This is a genomic window from Caballeronia sp. BCC1704, assembly GCF_902833455.1.
Taxonomy (GTDB): Bacteria; Pseudomonadota; Gammaproteobacteria; order Burkholderiales; family Burkholderiaceae; genus Caballeronia.
Genome location: NZ_CADFFT010000002.1, coordinates 1,300,234 through 1,316,445, shown reverse-complemented (window position 1 = coordinate 1,316,445; position 16,212 = coordinate 1,300,234). Strand labels below are relative to the sequence as shown.

Here is a 16,212-nt window from a genome sequence, read left to right as displayed (position 1 = left end):
CTGGTGTACCGGTTGTCACGCCAGTGGCATCGCCGGGTAGCTATGTTCGGAAGAGATAACCGCTGAAAGCATCTAAGCGGGAAACTCGCCTTAAGATGAGATGTCCCCGGGGCTTCGAGCCCCTTGAAGGGTCGTTCCAGACCAGGACGTTGATAGGTCAGGTGTGTAAGTGCAGTAATGCATTGAGCTAACTGATACTAATTGCCCGTAAGGCTTGATCCTATAACTGGTGTGTTTTAAGCCACCCCGAAGCGGGTGCGCCACCGGTTGAGTAGCGACTGTGCCCACAATCGCCACCCAAACAACTACTTCTTCCCCGATTGGTTGTAGCGCCCCACAGGCGAGACAACATCCCCTTAAAGCCTGATGACCATAGCGAGTCGGTCCCACCCCTTCCCATCCCGAACAGGACCGTGAAACGACTCCACGCCGATGATAGTGCGGATTGCCCGTGTGAAAGTAGGTAATCGTCAGGCTCCCCCTTGCTCAAAACAAAAACCCCACCCCGCAAAGGTGGGGTTTTTGCGTTTGGGGCGGACGATTTAGCAAAAGTCCCGACGCCGACGCTTCCCGGAGGCGACAATTCTGTCGGTAGAATGGCATCGGCAGGTGTACTACTACGCCGATACCACCGGAGCGCACATGAGAACGAGCCTGTTGATCGCCGCTGTCAGCGTCGTGCTGTTGGCTGCGGCCTGTGGCAAAAAGAACGATGCGAGCGAGTCCACCTTGGGCGATGCTATTTCCGCTGACATGAAGACCAACCGCGGCCTGCTATGCCTGAATCGCAGCGGCCGGGGTCCCTTCACGTTTCCGTCTACCTATAGCAATCGCGATCTCAACGAATATTCCGCCGCGGCCTTGCGCGAGCAACTGGCGGCGCTGGAAAAGAGCGGCTTGATCGCGCGCACTGCTGCCGCGGCGCCCGCCAACGCCAATGCAAAGCAGGACGGCGTCACCTACAGCTTGACGGGCGAGGGCCAGAAGTATGCGACGGAAACCGTGCGCCAGGCGGGCGATCCCAACGCCACAGCGGAATCCCGCGTCTCGATGATTTGTTACGCGCGCGTCAAGCTGGACAAGGTGACCGCGTGGACGGAGCCCGACCCGACCACGCATCGTTCCGACGTCACTTACACGTACAAGCTCGACAACGTCGCGCCGTGGGCCGACGACCGCGACATCAAGCGCGCGTTTTCCGACCTCACCGCCGCCGACCGCGAAGCCGGCGAAACGAAGCTGCACGTCACGCTCGAGCAGCGTCCGGACGGCTGGGTGAGGGTCGATTGAGCAACGTATCTGCTCCTACCGAAGATTTCCCTCGCGTCCCGCCGCGCATGTCGGACGTCGCGCGGCTTGCGGGCGTGTCGAAGATGACGGTGTCGCGCGTGCTGGCGGGTCATAGCGTTGCATCGGCGACGCGTGAACGCGTACAGCAGGCCATCGACGAACTCGGCTACGTGGCCGATGCCGCCGCAGGCGCGCTCTCCTCCGGGCGCTCCGAGTTCGTCGCGGTCATGGTGCCGTCGCTTGCCAGTTCCAACTTTTCCGATACCGTCCGCGGCCTCGCCGCCGCGCTGGAGCCGCACGGCCTGCAATTGTTGATCGGCGACACCGACTATCACCTCGACCGCGAAGAGAGCCTGATTCGCTCGATGCTGCGGCACCAGCCGCGCTGCATCGCGCTGACCGGCTCGCGTCATACGGATGCGACGCGCACCTTGCTGCGCCGCTCAGGCGTGCCTGTCGTCGAGATGTGGGACTTCCCGGGCGATCCCATCGATGCCGCGGTCGGCTTTTCCAACGTCAACGCCGCGCGCGAGATGGTGCGCTATCTCGCCGAGCGCGGCCATCAGCGCATCGGCTTCGTGGGCGGGGCGAGCGAACTCGATCGACGCGGCCTCGACCGCCTCAAGGGCTTTCGCATGGAGATGAAGGCGCTCGGTCTCGAGGCTGAACGCGTCGTGCGTCTCGGGGAATCGCCGATTACGATGAGCCACGGCGGACCCGCCATCGCGTCGCTGCTCGCCGCGTGGCCGGACACGCAGGCCGTGATGTGCGTCAGCGACATGTCGGCCTTTGGCGCGATAATGGAGTGTCACCGGCGTGGGCTTTCGGTGCCCCGCGACATCGCGGTGGCCGGCTTCGGCAACTTCGAGGTCGCGGCATGTTGCACGCCTTCGATCACGACCGTATCCGTCGATGCGTATGGCATCGGCTTACGCACGGGCGAAGTATTGCTGGCCGCGCTCGAAGAACGCGAACAGGGCGCCGTCAAGCACGCGAGCAAGCGGGTGCGGATCGCGTATCAGGTGCTGGCGCGAGAGAGCGCCTGAGCCTTAGACGTCGCGCGAATGCGTGCTAACATGCTTCGATGTTACCGGTAACTATACCGGGCTTGCGCGCCGAGAACGCGAGAGCGCGAGAGCAAACCCCACGGAGAGAGACGCCATGTCCCAACAGACACCCCGCCGCCTGCGCAGTCAGGAATGGTTCGACGACCCTTCGCATGCCGACATGACCGCGCTGTACGTCGAGCGATTCATGAACTACGGTCTCACGCGCGAAGAGTTGCAATCCGGGCGGCCGATCATCGGCATTGCGCAGACCGGCAGCGACCTTGCGCCGTGCAATCGGCATCACATCGAGCTTGCGGTGCGCACGAAAGCCGGCATTCGCGATGCGGGCGGCATTCCGATGGAATTCCCCGTGCATCCGCTCGCCGAGCAGAGCCGCCGCCCGACCGCCGCGCTGGATCGCAATCTCGCTTATCTCGGTCTCGTCGAGATCATGCATGGCTTTCCGCTGGATGGCGTCGTGCTGACGACCGGTTGCGACAAGACCACGCCCGCCTGCCTGATGGCGGCGGCAACGGTCGACATGCCGTCGATCGTGCTCTCCGGCGGCCCGATGCTCGACGGCTGGTATGAAGGCAAGCGCGTCGGCTCCGGCACGGTCATCTGGCATGCGCGCAATTTGCTCGCGGCCGGCGAGATTGACTACGAAGGCTTCATGCGCCTGACGACGGCTTCGTCGCCTTCCATCGGGCACTGCAACACGATGGGCACCGCGCTCTCGATGAACAGCCTTGCCGAAGCGCTCGGCATGTCCTTGCCGACGTGCGCGAGCATTCCCGCCGCGTATCGCGAGCGCGGACAGATGGCGTACGCAACGGGCAAGCGCATCGTCGACATGGTGCGAGAGGACGTGCGCCCGTCGAAGATCATGACGCGCGATGCGTTCATCAACGCGATCGTCGTGGCGTCCGCGCTCGGCGCATCGACCAACTGTCCGCCGCATCTGATCGCGATCGCGCGGCACATGGGCATCGAACTGAGTCTTGAAGACTGGCAGCGTTACGGCGAAGAGATTCCGCTCATCGTCAACTGCATGCCTGCGGGCGAATATCTGGGCGAAAGCTTCCATCGCGCGGGCGGAGTGCCTGCCGTGCTGCGTCAACTGGATGCAGCGGGGCTTTTGCGTCGCGATTGCCTTACCGTTTCCGGCCGCAAGATCGGCGAGATCGCCGATGAAGCGCCCGTCGCCGATCAGGACGTGATCCGTACCGCCGACGAACCGCTGATGCACGGCGCGGGCTTCATGGTCCTGTCGGGCAACTTCTTCGACAGCGCGATCATGAAGATGTCGGTGGTCGGCGAGGCATTCCGGAAGACCTATCTGAGCGAGCCGGGCGCCGAGAACGTGTTCGAAGCGCGTGCCATTGTCTTCGATGGCCCCGAGGACTATCACGCCCGCATCAACGACCCGTCGCTCGAAATCGACGAGCACTGCATTCTCGTCATTCGCGGCTGCGGCACGGTGGGTTATCCGGGAAGCGCGGAAGTGGTCAACATGGCGCCGCCTGCGGAGCTGATCAAGCGAGGCGTCGATTCCCTGCCGTGCATGGGCGATGGCCGGCAAAGCGGCACGTCGGCGAGTCCGTCGATTCTCAACATGTCGCCGGAAGCAGCGGTCGGCGGCGGCCTCGCGCTGTTGCGCACCAACGACCGCATACGCGTCGATCTGAACGCGCGCTCCGTCAACGTGTTGATCGATGAAGCGGAACTGCAAAGCCGCAGCAAGGACGCGGCGTTTGCCGTGCCGGTCGCGCAAACGCCGTGGCAGGAGCTTTATCGGCAGACCGTGGGTCAGCTATCGACGGGCGGATGTCTCGAGCCCGCGACGCTCTACCTGAAGGTCATCGAAACGCGCGGCAATCCGCGGCATTCGCACTGAGCAGTCAGGTCACAGACGCGCGTCACGCGGGCGCGCGGTCTGTGGCTTGGCCTTGAGCTTCGGCATCTTGCCCTTCTCGATGTAGTCCTGCACCGCGTCCGCTGCGTCGTAGTAATCGCGCTCGTCGAGCCAGTGCCAGACGGCCGCGAGAAAGAGCCCGAGCCCTGCGTGTCCGCAATGCGCGATGACAGCGGCGATGCCTTCTGCAAGGGCTTCGTCGCGTCCGGTTTCCGTGAACGCGCTTGCAATATGCGACGCGCTGCGCGAAACCAGCATCGCGTGCATCGGGTGAAGTTGTGGGTTGAACGTGCGTGACGCGAGACTTCTGTATTTGCTGCTGCCCATGGGGCCCCCGTGTATTGCTGGCGTACTGCGCGATCCTGCATGCGCGCCGCTGTTGGTTCTTTGAGTCGCTGAGATCAGCGCCGCAGACATAGGCAAGAAGCGGGCCGAGGGCGCGCATATTGCTCCTGAGCCTTTGTTCATGGGGCTGGCGTCTACCGTGTCGTTCGCGTGGACGCGTTGCCAACTGCGGCATCGCCTCCCTTTCTACATTCCGTATGAACGAATGAGCAATGCGGAAATCTCATCTCAAGATCACGACATGCGCTTCGCCTATGCTGCTGCCAGTTTCGTCAAGCCATACGTGCGTATGGCTGTCTGTACGCTTGCGCTCATGACTGGCTGCGCCGCCGGAGGACATGCCGCGGGTGACGAAGCGAAGCCAACGTCCAACGAACCGCAGCCGCTGCATCACGCGAAGCACACGTCGTCGGGCTTCGAAAACAACTACGGCCATCTGCCGCGCGAATCATTCTGGAAGTGGCAATGGCAACGCTTCACGCAGGGATTGCCGAAGCCGCCCGCAAAGGGTTATCGCTTTCCTGTTGCGCGTCCGGACGTTGCGTTCCTCAAGTCCAACCGAAGCGTCGATACGCTCACCTGGATCGGTCATTCGACTGCACTCGTGCAGATAAACGGCGTCAACGTGCTGACCGACCCTGTGTTTTCCGAGCGCGCTTCGCCGTTCACATTCATCGGGCCGAAGCGCAAGACGCCGCCCGGACTCACGCTCGATGAGCTTCCGCATATCGATGTCGTGCTGATTTCGCACAATCACTACGACCATCTCGACAAAGCGAGCGTCGAGGCGCTGAACCGTCAAGCGGGAGGCGCGCCGCGTTTTCTCGTTCCAATGGGCGTAAAAGCGTGGATGACGAGCGTCGGCATTACGAACGCCGAAGAGCTGGATTGGGGCGATGAAACACACGCCGCCGGCCTCGATATCTGGTTCGCGCCCGCGCAACACTGGTCGGCTCGCACGCCGTTCGATCGCGCCGAGACCTTATGGGGCAGTTGGGTCGTCAAGACACCGCCGGGATCGGCGCGTCCTTATTCGTTCTTCTTCGCGGGCGACACCGGCTATTCGCCGGACTTTCGAGACATAGGCGCGCGCTTCGGCCGCTTCGATCTCGCATTGATTCCCGTCGGCGCCTACGACCCGCGCTGGTTTATGCATGCGCAGCACGTCGATCCCGAAGAGGCCGTGCGCATCTTCGAGGACATTCATGCGAAGCGGGCCATCGGCGTCCACTGGGGCACATTCGAACTTACCGACGAACCGCTGGACGAGCCGCCGCGTCGTCTCGCAGAAGCGGTTCGAAAAGCACGTCTGCCCGCCGACGCTTTCACGGTACTCATGCATGGACAAACGCTTCGTCTCGATGCGCCGGTCGCGCAGAAATCCGTAAGCACACCGTAGCAATAGGCACTTTGCAAAACGCGCGGGCCATCCGGCCCGCGCGTTCCGATTGCAACGCATGCGATGAACCAATCGTCATCGCCTGAACACGCCGAGCAGCAGAGTCGCGAGGAAAATCACGATGAAGATGAAGAACAGGATCTTGGCGATTTCCGCCGCGCCCGTTGCGATACCGCCGAAGCCGAAAACGGCCGCGATGATCGCGATGATGAAAAAAATTGCAGCGTAACGGAGCATGAGGCCTCCTACGGGGTTCGGTTGGTAGTTCGATTTGCATGCGGACTGAAACCGTTGCCGCCTTCGCTCATCGGTCGTGCCGCGCTTTTGTTCAGGGTTTGGCGGCACGAGGGTCAAAGCAACCGCTGTGCCTAATTCGGCGGATGTGCCGGCCGCAGAAACGAAAACGCCGCAACGCCCCGTGCGAAAGGGCATTGCGGCGTCGGGCGCGCTCGTCAGCGGGCTAACGTCCCGGCGTGCGATCGGAGTCGGTTTCCTCGTCGTCTTCGTCGTCGTCGTCGACGCGGCTTTGCGCATCCAGCAAGTGGTTCTCCAATTCGTCGCGCTCGATCTGATCGGCGAGGTCGAGGGCTTTGCGCGTGGCGGGACCGGATGGGCGGTTGGCTCCAGACATGGCGTACTCCTTGAACGGATTGCGAGGCCGCGCCATCGCATATGGCGCGAAGAACGAGCAGACCGGCATGCCGCATCGGCTATGAAGCGGCAGGTCAAGCTGCCTTAAAGGATCGCTTACGGGACGTTGCGCGCGATCGTCTTGGCAGTCTGACAGAGACGCGGATAGAAAAATGCCGTCCCATTCTTGCAAGCGGGACGGCAAGTTTTGCCTGGCCGGCGCGTACGCCGAGTATGCGCCGGTCCTGCGTCGCGGCAAAGCGCTTTATTGCCGCCGGGGCTCGCGTTTCAAGACGAGCGTCATTCGAAGAAATGCGCGACGATCGGATACAGCGACAGCACAAGCAACGCGGCCATCGTCAGGTTGAAGAGGCGCAACAGTCGCGGATTGGCGAGAAAGCGCCGCAGCGACACGCCGAACGCTGCCCACGCCGTGATGCACGGCAGGCCGATCACGATGAACACGAGCGCCATGAACGCCGCATTCAGCGAAAGGCTCGCGTGCAGATGAATGGTGGTCGCGGCAGTCAGCACCATCATCCACGCTTTCGGATTGACCCACTGGAACGCGACGGCTTCGTGAAAGCGCATCGGGCGACGCTCGCCGTCGCGCGTCTGCACGGACGACGACGTGCCGATCTTCCACGCGAGATACAGCAAGTAGGCGACGCTCGCGGTTTCCAGCACCGTATAAAGCCACGGCAGATGGCCGAACGCCTCGGCAAGACCGAAGCCTGCGGCCAGCATCAGGAGCGCCACGCCCGCGCTGATCCCAAGCACATGCGGCACCGTGCGCCGCAGACCGAAGTTGACGCCCGAGGCGAGCAGCATCGTGTTGTTCGGGCCGGGCGTGATGCTCATGACGAGCGCGAAAAGCGCGGCAGCGGGCAGGGCGCTGAGGAGAGTAGAGGACATGGCGCAATCCGAATGGAAGGTCGATTGCTGTCAGTGTACGAGCGCGCATCTGTACAGTACCGGTACAGATGCGCATATGAATCCCGGTACGGCGCGCGCCGGCCGTTACACCGGTGAAGGATTACGCTCCGAGAAGCCTTCCTGATGCCAGTACGGATACGCAGGGCGCACCTTGCTCGCCTCGTCGAGCCGCTTGACTTGTTCGGCCGTCAGGTTCCAGCCGACCGCGCCGAGGTTCTGCCTCAGCTGTTCCTCGTTGCGCGCGCCGATCAGCACGGTGGCCACCGTCGGACGCTGCAACAGCCAGTTGAGCGCGATCTGCGGCACGGTCTTGCCGGTTTCCGCGGCGATCGCGTCGAGCGCATCGACGACGCGGTACAGATACTCGTCGGGCACGGGCGGGCCCATGTCGGCCGTCTTGTGCAGCCGGCTCGATTCGGGCAGCGGCTGTCCGCGCCGGATCTTGCCCGTCAGACGCCCCCAGCCGAGCGGACTCCAGACGACAGCGCCGACACCCTGATCGAGACCGAGCGGCATGAGTTCCCATTCGTAGTCACGGCCGATCAGCGAGTAATACGTCTGGTTAGCGACATAGCGCGGATACCCATAACGGTCCGCGACATCGAGCGATTTCTGCAGATGCCAGCCCGAGAAGTTGGATACGCCCGTATAGCGGATCTTGCCCGCGCGCACGAGATCGTCGAGCGTGGAAAGCGTCTCTTCCACCGGCGTTTTCGCGTCGAAACCATGCAGCTGGAACAGGTCGATGTAGTCCGTTTGGAGGCGCTTCAATGCATCGTTGACCGCGTTGATGAGATGAAAGCGCGAGGACCCGACGCTGTTGGGATTGTCCGCATCGAAACGAAAGGTGGCTTTGGTCGAGATGAGCACCTTGTCGCGCCGGCCTTTGAGCGCTTCGCCGAGAATGGATTCCGACGAGCCGTGCGAATAGATGTCGGCGGAGTCGAACATGGTGACGCCCGCATCGAGGCAAATGTCGACGAGCTGGCGCGCTTGGCTCACGTCGGTCTCGCCCCAGGCCTGAAAGAATTCGCCTTTGCCGCCGAACGTTCCGGTGCCGAAGCTCAGCACCGGAACCTTGAAGCCGGAAGCGCCTAAGTGTCGATATTCCATTGCGTGTCCTTGTCGTTGAACTCTGCGTTGAAGAAGGATGTCGTTCACGCGTTGCAGTGAACGCCGATAACGTCGATAACGTCGATTGACGAGACTACCGCAAGCGCCGTTCGCGCGCAGCGGCGACTGTGGCCGCTGCGGTTCGCGGGCATGCGGCTTGCAAACTGCTGACGCGAGACCCCTTGCGCATGCCTTCTGATACGGAGAGCATTTGAACGACACATCCACGGGCGTTTCCCGTGCGAACGCCACGACGACCGACGACCTCGGCGCATCCTTCTTCGAGCCCGGACGCAACTGCGCAAGCGTGCGTCATGCGGACCGCTTCAGCCTGCTCATCGACGGGTCGGATTATTTTCGCGTGTTGCGCGAGGCGATCACGCGCGCCGAACGCACCGTGTTCATTCTCGGCTGGGACATCGACAGCCGCATGAAGCTCACGCCCGAAGGCGCGAACGACGGCTATCCCGAAGCGCTCGGCGACTTCCTGCATGCCATCGCGGCGGAGAAGCGCCGGCTGCGCATCTACATCCTCGCGTGGGACTTCGCGATGCTGTACGCCTTCGAGCGCGAATGGCTGCCCGTCTACAAGATGGGTTGGCGCACGCATCGGCGCGTCGCGTTCCAGATGGACGGCAAGCATCCGCTCGGCGGCTCGCAGCATCAGAAGGTCGTCGTGATCGACGACCGGCTCGCGTTCGTGGGCGGCCTCGACCTGACGCGCTCGCGCTGGGACACGCCCGCGCATGCGCCGGCGGACCCGCATCGGCGCGACGCGAACGGTACCGCGTATCAGCCGTTTCACGATGTCCACTCCATGTTCGATGGCGACGCCGCGCGAGAAGTCGGCCTGCTTGCGCGCGAGCGCTGGTCGCGCGCATGCGGCAGGCGGCTTGCGATCCGTGCGCATCGCGCGGCGTCGCAAGGCGATCCCTGGCCGCCTTCGCGCGCGGTGGACATCGACGATGTGCAGATCGCGCTCTCGCTCACCGAACCCGCGTATCTCGGACGCCCCGCCGTGCAGCAGATCCGCACGCAATACCTCGACGCCATCGCGCGTGCGCGGCGCAGCATCTATATCGAGAACCAGTACTTCACGTCGGGCTCCATCGGCGCGGCGCTCTCCGATTCGCTCGCGCGCGAGGACGGTCCCGATCTCGCCATCGTGGTGCCGCGCAATCAGAGCGGCTGGCTTCAGGAAGTCACGATGGGCGTGCTGCGCGCCCGTTTGCACGCGCTTCTGAAGCAGGCGGACCGGCACGGCCGCTATCGTCTGTTGTGCCCGACGGTGCCCGATCTCGGCGAGCAGATCGTCAACGTGCACAGCAAGCTGATGATCGTCGACGACGACCTGCTCATCGTCGGCTCGGCGAATCTGAACAATCGCTCGATGGTGCTCGACAGCGAATGCAACGTATCGATCGATGCGGGCGCCGACGCGCGCATCCGCCGCGCGATTGCGAAGATGCGCGACACGCTGCTCGCCGAACATCTCGGCTGCGAAGTCGAGGATGTCGTCCGGGAGCGCGAAGCACGCGGCGGCCTGAATGCGGCGATCACGGCTCTTTCGCGCGATCGCGACGAACACCGCACGCTGGTGCCGCTCGATCCCGTGGTGTCGCGCGAACTCGATCAGCTCATTCCGCCCGACGCGCTCATCGATCCCGAAACGCCCATTGCCGCCGATGAACTCGTCGATCAGTTCGTGCCCGCCGAAAAGACGCGGCCGCTCATCGGCCGCTTCGCGCTGCTCGGCGTGCTCGCGCTGCTGGCGGTCGGCGTGGCGGCTGCATGGCACTGGACGCCGCTCGGCGAGTACGTGAACCTCAAGTCGCTCACGAGCGCGACGCGGCGCATCGACGCGTTGCCGCTCGCGCCGCTATGGATCGTGTTGTGTTTCGCGGCGGCGGCCGTCGTTTCGGTGCCCGTTACGCTGCTCATTGCGACGACCGGCCTCGTGTTCGGCGCGGGATGGGGCTGCGTGTACGCATTCGCAGGCACCATGGCGTCGGCCGCCGTCTCGTATCTGCTCGGTCTATGGCTCGGCCGCGATGCGGTGCGCAAGCTCGCGGGCGCGCGCGTGAACCGGCTCTCCGAACGCGTCGCCAAGCGCGGCATCGTCGCGGTGGTCGTGTTGAGGCTGCTGCCTGTTGCGCCGTTTTCCATCGTGAACATGGTGGCGGGCGCGTCGCATATTCGCATGCGGGACTTTCTCATCGGCACGCTGCTCGGCATGGGACCGGGCATTGTGCTGACGGTCGCGTTCGCGCATCAGCTCATCGCTTCGCTGCGGCATCCGACAGTCGGCTCGTTCGCGGTGCTGATCGGCATCGGCGCGGTGTTGATCGCCGTGTCGATCCTGCTGCAACGCTTTCTGGGCCGCGCCGATCCGAAGGAAGAGGTCGTGCACGAAGGCGCGCCGAGCGACGAAGACAGAGCGCGCGCAAGCGAGGAGGCGGCGCGTGCAAGCGTCCTGCGCGATCGCAACGCGATGCCGCGCGATGCGGCGCCGAATGCATCGGCGAATGCGACGCCCCGAAGCCACGACGAGGTCAGCTCATGACGTTGATGCACGACGCCGGAATCGACATCGAAAGCGCGACCGCGGCGCGCGCCAAGGAACTGCGCATCGCGACGTACAACGTGCATGGCGCCGTGGGCATCGACGGCAAGTTCGCGCCGGAACGCATCGGCGAAGTGATCGCCGAGATCGACGCGGACATCTTCGCGCTTCAGGAAGTGCCGCTAGGCGGCCGCAGTTCGCCGAACGTGCTGGACTTGCTGCAACGCATGACGAACCTGCATGCGGTGCCGGGCCCGACGCTCGATACCCCCGAGCGCCGCTATGGCAACGCCGTACTCACGCGATATCCGGTGCAGGCGGTACGTACGCTCGATCTTTCGTTCGGCAGCCGCGAGCCGCGCGGCGCGCTCGATGCGGACATCGACTGCGGCGGCGAAACATGGCGCGTCGTGGCGACGCATCTGGGACTCGCATCGAGCGAGCGTCGCGCGCAGGTCGAACAGGTGCTTCAGAGCTTCGATACGCCCGCGCTTCCCGTGATCCTGCTCGGCGATCTGAACGAATGGTTCGTCTATGGCCGCACGCTGCGGCGCCTCGTCACGCACTTTCATCGTGCGAGCGCGCTGCGCACATTTCCGACGCGCTGGCCGCTCTTCGCGCTCGATCGCATCTGGGTGCATCCCGGCGAGCGGCTCATGCGCGTCGATGTGCATCGCACGCGGCTTTCGCGCATCGCATCGGATCACTATCCGCTCATCGCGCATATCGCGAACGCTTCGTCGAACGGCGGCTGATGCATGTGCAAGCGGAAGCGATGCTTCTGCGATGCATGTACGTGTCAGCAGCAAGCCACGCATGTCACGAAAAGCCCTGAAAAAACGATATAAAAACGCAAAAGACTCGCACGAACGCGTCTGGCGTATGTAGAATCCGGCGTGATACGCACGCATCGGTGCGGACGTATTCGATATCAACGACCAAACAGGTAGGAGAAACATGCCGACTTCCGCTAAAACCGCTGCTAAGAAAGCCACGGCCAAGAAGGCCACGGCAAAGACCGCCGCACCGGCCAAGAAAGCAGCCACGAAGGTTGCCGCGAAGAAAGTAGCCAGCAAGACGGTTGCCGCCAAGAAGACGCCGGGCACCTTCGCACCGGTCAAGGACACGTTCACGAAGGCATCGCTGGCCGCGCATCTGGCAGAGCGCGCCGAAGTGGATGTGAAGGCAGTCAAGGCCGTGCTGGTCGCGCTGGAAGACACCATTCTCGGTTCCGTTCACAAGAAGGGTTCGGGCGAATTCACACTGTCGGGCCTCTTGAAGATTTCCGCGCAAGCCGTTCCGGCGAAGAAGAAGCGCTTCGGCAAAGACCCGTTCACCGGCGAAGAGCGCTGGTTCCCGGCCAAGCCCGCAAGCGTGCGCATCAAGGCACGCGCGCTGAAGAAGCTGAAGGACGCAGCAGCCTAAGTTCCAGAATCGCGCTCGATGTATCCGTCGGTGCCTGAAGAGGCCAGCTTTCCTCGCGGAAAGCTGGCCTCTTTTGCATGGTCCTTTAGCTCTCGCGTGCGTTGGCTTCGTCGAAGACGGACGCGACCCAATCCACGAAAACCCTGACGCGCGCCGACAGTTGACGGCTATGCGGATAGAGCAGCGACACCGGCATCGGCGGTGGCGGAAACGCAGGCAGCACGCATTGCAGGCGGCCTTCCGCGAGCGCATCGTCGATGTGATAACGCGGCACTTGCACGATACCGAGGCCCGCGAGCGCCGCCTGCGTGTAAAGCTCGACGCCGGTCACGGAGATAGCGGATCGAAGCTCGACCGATTCGATGGTTCCATCGACATCGAATTCCAGCGGCACGGCGCGGCCCGTCGCGCTCGATATGTAGTTGACCGCGCGATGCGATTCGAGCGCGCGCAAATCATCAGGCGCGCCGTGTTGCGCGAGGTACGCCGGACTCGCTACCGTCACTTGTTCCAGCAACGCGACGCGCCGCGCGATCATCGACGAATCCTGTAGCGTGCCCGCGCGCAGCACGCAATCGACGCCTTCGCGCACGAGATCCACGAGCCGGTCGTCTTCGCCGACATGCAGTTCGATCTGCGGATAGCGTTCGAGAAACGCGGGCAGCGCCGGCACGATGAAGCGTCGCGCGAGCGTGCCTTGCAGATTCACGCGCAACAGGCCCTTCGGTTCAGCATGCCGAAAGGAACCCTCCGCTTCTTCCAGATCTTGTATGAGGCGCACGCAGCGCCGGTAATGCGCTTCGCCATCGGGCGTGAGGCGCACGGTGCGCGTCGTGCGTTCGAGCAGACGCGCGCCGAGGCGTTCTTCGAGACGCTTCATCAGATTCGTGACGGTGGCGCGCGGCATCTGCAAATCGTCGGCGGCTTGCGTGAAGCTGTGGCGCTCCGCAATGCGCACGAACACCTGCATCTCCTGAAAGCGATCCATGTTTCCGGGCCTTTTGTTGTGCGTTGAATTGTTGAAGCAACTGGAACGATGATACTAAGCCCCGCCCGATGATCGCTCATGCCGAATGATTCATGATGCATCGCATTCAGCAGCCACTTTCAAGGAGCGAATCATGAGTCAGGCACAAGCAAAACGTGTGGTGATCGTCACGGGTGCGTCGCGCGGCATCGGCGCGGCGATTGCGCGAAGGCTCGCGGGCGAGGGCTTCGCGGTCGCGGTGAACTATGCATCGAGTGCGGCAGAAGCGAATGCGCTCGTCGATGAAATTCGCGCGGCGGGCGGCGCGGCCATCGCGGTGAAGGCGAACGTTGTATCGGCCGATGACGTGCGGCGCATGTTCGACACGGTCGAAGCCGAACTCGGCAAGGTCGATGCGCTCATCAATAACGCGGGCGTGCTGAAGCCGACGCCGCTCGCCGATACGAGCGACGCGCTCTACGACCACACGTTCGACATCAACGTGCGCGGCACCTTCAATACGCTGCGCGAAGCGGCCTCGCGCTTGAACGACGGCGGGCGCATCGTGAACTTTTCGAGCACGACGCTCGCGCTCAACATGCCGGGCTACGCCGTCTATAACGCGACGAAGGCGGCCGTCGAAGCGTTCACGCATGTCTTCGCGAAGGAGTTGCGCGGGCGGCGCATCACGGTGAACGCGGTCGCGCCGGGACCGGTTGCCACTGCGCTCTTTCTCGACGGCAAGACCGACGAGCAGGTTGCGAACTTCGCGAAGATGCCGCCGCTGGAACGTCTCGGTCAGCCGGACGATATCGCGTCGGTCGTGGCGTTTCTCGTCGGCGAGGATGCGGGCTGGGTCAACGGGCAAGTGCTGCGCGCGAACGGCGGCGTCGCCTAGACAGACAACGCGAGTTGCCCCGCGCTGCCAGTCGGTGAAGTGAGGGCGCGGCGGCGCGGCGCCGTCCGCTTGTCGTGCGATACGGCCGGCAACGCCAGTGCTTGCTGCATGACGAGGCTGAATGCGGGACGCGCGTCGCACGCGATCCATTCGAGTTGTCCCGATGCGAGGCGTTTCGCGATCAGGCTGTACACGTCGGCATCGAACGGGCGAAGCTCCGGCGCGCTCGCGAGCAGCGCGGGGATGGCGTCCCGCGACGCGCACGTGCCCACATAGCACCAGCGATCGATCACGTGCCAGGCTTCGCTCGCGGTCTGCTCGTCGCGCTCCGCGATCGCGACGGCGCCGTCGTGAGGCCAGCGCACGATGCGCGACGCATCGAGTGCGGCGAGCGCGCGCGCCGCATGATCCGCGAGCGATTCGACGCCCGCGCACGCGCCGAGGCAGCGCTTCACCTGAAAGCCGAAGCAGCCGCGCATTCGTCCGGGCGGCGCTTTTTCCAGACCGAGCGTCGTCGCGCACAGATTGTGTTCATCGGCGAGATGACGCATGAACGCATGCGCCTTGCCGCGCGACGCAAATACGCCGAAGAGATGCGGCTCGCGCGAGAGATCGCGTTTGTCGGCGCGCAGCAGCACCGGCGCGGGCGCGCCCGGCAGCCATTGCCACGCACATGCCGGCGACACGCGCTTGAGCAGGCGATTGTGAATGGGCCGCAAGTCTTTCACGAGCTTCGCTTCGAGCAGTAGCGCGCCGAGCTCGCCGACAGTCTCGCGATGTTCGATACGCCGTATCGCCTGCGAGATGGACAAGTCCTTCGCGAGCCGATGATCGCCCGAAAAATGCGCCGTCACGCGCTGCTTCAGGTTGATGCTCTTGCCGACGTAGAGCGTCACGTCGTCGTCGCCGTGAAAGAGATAGACGCCGGGCGTGGAAGGCAGCGCATCGAGCGCGCCTTCGGGCAGCGCAGCGGGCAGACTCGCGCGCTTCACGAGCGTCTTGATGGCCGCATCCACGAGGTCTTGCGAATAGAGCGCGTGAATCTTCAGCCAGAACTGCCAGAGCAGGTCGGCATCGGCGAGCGCGCGGTGGCGTCCTTGCGGCGCGAGATCGAGCCGCGCGATGAGCGCATCGAGACCATGCCGCTCGACCGATGGAAAGAGCGCGCGCGACAGCCGCACGGTGCACAGCGTATCGGCGCGAAACGCGATGCCCGCGCGACGGAATTCGTTCTTCAGGAAGCCGTAGTCGAAGCGCGCGTTGTGCGCGACGAAGAGCTTGCCGTGCAGCCGCTCGGCCAGCGCCGGCGCGAGCGATTCGAACGTCGGCTGGCCGCGCAGCATGGCGTCGTCGATACCCGTGAGGCGCGAGATGAACGGCGGCACCGGCACGCCCGGATCGACGAGCACGCTCCATCGCTCGATGCCCGCCGTGCTCGCCTCGACGACGCCGATTTCGGTGATGCGGTCCGCGGTCGCATCGCTGCCCGTGGTTTCGAGATCGACGAACACGATGGGACGCGCAAGCCCGGCGAGGAGGGCATCGGCGAGGGAATCTTCTTGCATGAAGGCAACGGGGACGAAAGGAGGCGCAGTGCGCCGAGTCTATCGCGAAAAGCACATCCGCATTCACGCTCAAGCCACGGCGCACCGTTGCCGTTAAGCAAAAACGTGCATGCGCCA

The 16,212-nt window shown here is 63.8% G+C and carries 15 protein-coding genes and 2 rRNA genes; 10 read left to right on the top strand and 7 right to left on the bottom strand.

The features are described 5' to 3' along the window. The 5 genes from HWX53_RS15685 to HWX53_RS15665 all read left to right on the top strand — a co-directional run. Nucleotides 1-222 (top strand): 23S ribosomal RNA (locus HWX53_RS15685); the annotation flags it as partial. Nucleotides 223-362: 140 nt separating this feature from the next. After that, nucleotides 363-476 (top strand): 5S ribosomal RNA (rrf, locus tag HWX53_RS15680). A 166-nt stretch (nucleotides 477-642) separates the two neighbouring features. Then, complete coding sequence (locus HWX53_RS15675; protein WP_175942293.1) at nucleotides 643-1,290, top strand: hypothetical protein; 648 nt, start codon at nucleotides 643-645, stop codon at nucleotides 1,288-1,290. A 47-nt stretch (nucleotides 1,291-1,337) separates the two neighbouring features. Beyond that, a complete protein-coding gene (locus tag HWX53_RS15670; protein WP_175942290.1) occupies nucleotides 1,338-2,336 on the top strand; it encodes a LacI family DNA-binding transcriptional regulator in 999 nt (332 codons plus the stop codon). Between the two features lie 115 nt (nucleotides 2,337-2,451). Beyond that, nucleotides 2,452-4,236 carry an IlvD/Edd family dehydratase gene (locus tag HWX53_RS15665; RefSeq protein WP_175942288.1) on the top strand — a complete coding sequence of 595 codons (1,785 nt, stop codon included), beginning with the start codon at nucleotides 2,452-2,454 and terminating at the stop codon, nucleotides 4,234-4,236. A 9-nt stretch (nucleotides 4,237-4,245) separates the two neighbouring features. Here HWX53_RS15665 and HWX53_RS15660 read toward each other — a convergent pair whose 3' ends face one another. Next, nucleotides 4,246-4,512, bottom strand: a complete 267-nt coding sequence (locus HWX53_RS15660; protein ID WP_244140126.1) for a hypothetical protein — start codon at nucleotides 4,510-4,512, stop codon at nucleotides 4,246-4,248. 400 nt (nucleotides 4,513-4,912) lie between these two features. Between HWX53_RS15660 and HWX53_RS15655 the strand changes: the two genes are divergently transcribed. Beyond that, nucleotides 4,913-5,998: an MBL fold metallo-hydrolase gene (locus HWX53_RS15655; protein WP_175942285.1), complete on the top strand. Its 1,086-nt coding sequence runs from the start codon at nucleotides 4,913-4,915 to the stop codon at nucleotides 5,996-5,998. Between the two features lie 75 nt (nucleotides 5,999-6,073). Here the strand turns inward: HWX53_RS15655 and HWX53_RS15650 are convergent, their stop codons facing one another. The 4 genes from HWX53_RS15650 to HWX53_RS15635 form a co-directional block, all read right to left on the bottom strand. Next, nucleotides 6,074-6,235 (bottom strand): DUF1328 family protein, encoded by a 162-nt coding sequence (locus tag HWX53_RS15650; protein WP_044042785.1) that lies wholly within the window; start codon nucleotides 6,233-6,235, stop codon nucleotides 6,074-6,076. Nucleotides 6,236-6,458: 223 nt separating this feature from the next. Next, nucleotides 6,459-6,629, bottom strand: a complete 171-nt coding sequence (locus tag HWX53_RS15645) for a hypothetical protein (protein WP_175942283.1) — start codon at nucleotides 6,627-6,629, stop codon at nucleotides 6,459-6,461. 299 nt (nucleotides 6,630-6,928) lie between these two features. Next, a complete protein-coding gene (locus tag HWX53_RS15640) occupies nucleotides 6,929-7,543 on the bottom strand; it encodes a LysE family translocator (RefSeq protein ID WP_175942281.1) in 615 nt (204 codons plus the stop codon). Between the two features lie 105 nt (nucleotides 7,544-7,648). Further along, nucleotides 7,649-8,677, bottom strand: a complete 1,029-nt coding sequence (locus HWX53_RS15635) for an aldo/keto reductase (protein ID WP_175942279.1) — start codon at nucleotides 8,675-8,677, stop codon at nucleotides 7,649-7,651. Between the two features lie 307 nt (nucleotides 8,678-8,984). Here HWX53_RS15635 and HWX53_RS15630 point away from each other — a divergent pair, with 307 nt between their 5' ends. The 3 genes from HWX53_RS15630 (at nucleotide 8,985) to HWX53_RS15620 (ending at nucleotide 12,665) form a co-directional block, all read left to right on the top strand. Then, nucleotides 8,985-11,240 (top strand): VTT domain-containing protein, encoded by a 2,256-nt coding sequence (locus HWX53_RS15630; RefSeq protein ID WP_244140143.1) that lies wholly within the window; start codon nucleotides 8,985-8,987, stop codon nucleotides 11,238-11,240. Next, on the top strand, nucleotides 11,237-11,995 hold the full coding sequence (locus HWX53_RS15625) for an endonuclease/exonuclease/phosphatase family protein (protein WP_175942275.1): 759 nt from the start codon (nucleotides 11,237-11,239) through the stop codon (nucleotides 11,993-11,995). The genes HWX53_RS15630 and HWX53_RS15625 overlap by 4 nt, the downstream gene beginning before the upstream one ends. A 202-nt stretch (nucleotides 11,996-12,197) precedes the next feature. Further along, entirely contained in the window at nucleotides 12,198-12,665 is a 468-nt protein-coding gene (locus tag HWX53_RS15620; protein ID WP_175942273.1) for an HU family DNA-binding protein, read from the top strand. Nucleotides 12,666-12,750: 85 nt separating this feature from the next. Here the strand turns inward: HWX53_RS15620 and HWX53_RS15615 are convergent, their stop codons facing one another. After that, nucleotides 12,751-13,653 carry a LysR family transcriptional regulator gene (locus tag HWX53_RS15615; RefSeq protein ID WP_175942271.1) on the bottom strand — a complete coding sequence of 301 codons (903 nt, stop codon included), beginning with the start codon at nucleotides 13,651-13,653 and terminating at the stop codon, nucleotides 12,751-12,753. 133 nt (nucleotides 13,654-13,786) lie between these two features. On the opposite strand from HWX53_RS15615, the gene HWX53_RS15610 reads away from it, so the two are divergent. After that, nucleotides 13,787-14,530: an SDR family oxidoreductase gene (locus tag HWX53_RS15610; RefSeq protein ID WP_175942269.1), complete on the top strand. Its 744-nt coding sequence runs from the start codon at nucleotides 13,787-13,789 to the stop codon at nucleotides 14,528-14,530. On the opposite strand, the gene HWX53_RS15605 is transcribed toward HWX53_RS15610, so the two are convergent. Next, nucleotides 14,527-16,095, bottom strand: coding sequence for a 3'-5' exonuclease family protein (locus tag HWX53_RS15605; protein WP_175942267.1), 1,569 nt, complete (start codon nucleotides 16,093-16,095; stop codon nucleotides 14,527-14,529). The two genes, HWX53_RS15610 and HWX53_RS15605, sit on opposite strands and share 4 nt — an antisense overlap. Nucleotides 16,096-16,212: the final 117 nt, after the last annotated feature.

Bases quoted from the DNA above. Each gene is read 5' to 3' on its own strand.
- HWX53_RS15675 (WP_175942293.1), top strand. From the start codon at position 643: ATGAGAACGAGCCTGTTGATCGCCGCTGTCAGCGTCGTGCTGTTGGCT.
- HWX53_RS15670 (WP_175942290.1), top strand. From the start codon at position 1,338: ATGTCGGACGTCGCGCGGCTTGCGGGCGTGTCGAAGATGACGGTGTCG.
- HWX53_RS15665 (WP_175942288.1), top strand. From the start codon at position 2,452: ATGTCCCAACAGACACCCCGCCGCCTGCGCAGTCAGGAATGGTTCGAC.
- HWX53_RS15660 (WP_244140126.1), bottom strand. From the start codon at position 4,512: ATGCTGGTTTCGCGCAGCGCGTCGCATATTGCAAGCGCGTTCACGGAA.
- HWX53_RS15655 (WP_175942285.1), top strand. From the start codon at position 4,913: ATGACTGGCTGCGCCGCCGGAGGACATGCCGCGGGTGACGAAGCGAAG.
- HWX53_RS15650 (WP_044042785.1), bottom strand. From the start codon at position 6,235: ATGCTCCGTTACGCTGCAATTTTTTTCATCATCGCGATCATCGCGGCC.
- HWX53_RS15645 (WP_175942283.1), bottom strand. From the start codon at position 6,629: ATGTCTGGAGCCAACCGCCCATCCGGTCCCGCCACGCGCAAAGCCCTC.
- HWX53_RS15640 (WP_175942281.1), bottom strand. From the start codon at position 7,543: ATGTCCTCTACTCTCCTCAGCGCCCTGCCCGCTGCCGCGCTTTTCGCG.
- HWX53_RS15635 (WP_175942279.1), bottom strand. From the start codon at position 8,677: ATGGAATATCGACACTTAGGCGCTTCCGGCTTCAAGGTTCCGGTGCTG.
- HWX53_RS15625 (WP_175942275.1), top strand. From the start codon at position 11,237: ATGACGTTGATGCACGACGCCGGAATCGACATCGAAAGCGCGACCGCG.
- HWX53_RS15620 (WP_175942273.1), top strand. From the start codon at position 12,198: ATGCCGACTTCCGCTAAAACCGCTGCTAAGAAAGCCACGGCCAAGAAG.
- HWX53_RS15615 (WP_175942271.1), bottom strand. From the start codon at position 13,653: ATGGATCGCTTTCAGGAGATGCAGGTGTTCGTGCGCATTGCGGAGCGC.
- HWX53_RS15610 (WP_175942269.1), top strand. From the start codon at position 13,787: ATGAGTCAGGCACAAGCAAAACGTGTGGTGATCGTCACGGGTGCGTCG.
- HWX53_RS15605 (WP_175942267.1), bottom strand. From the start codon at position 16,095: ATGCAAGAAGATTCCCTCGCCGATGCCCTCCTCGCCGGGCTTGCGCGT.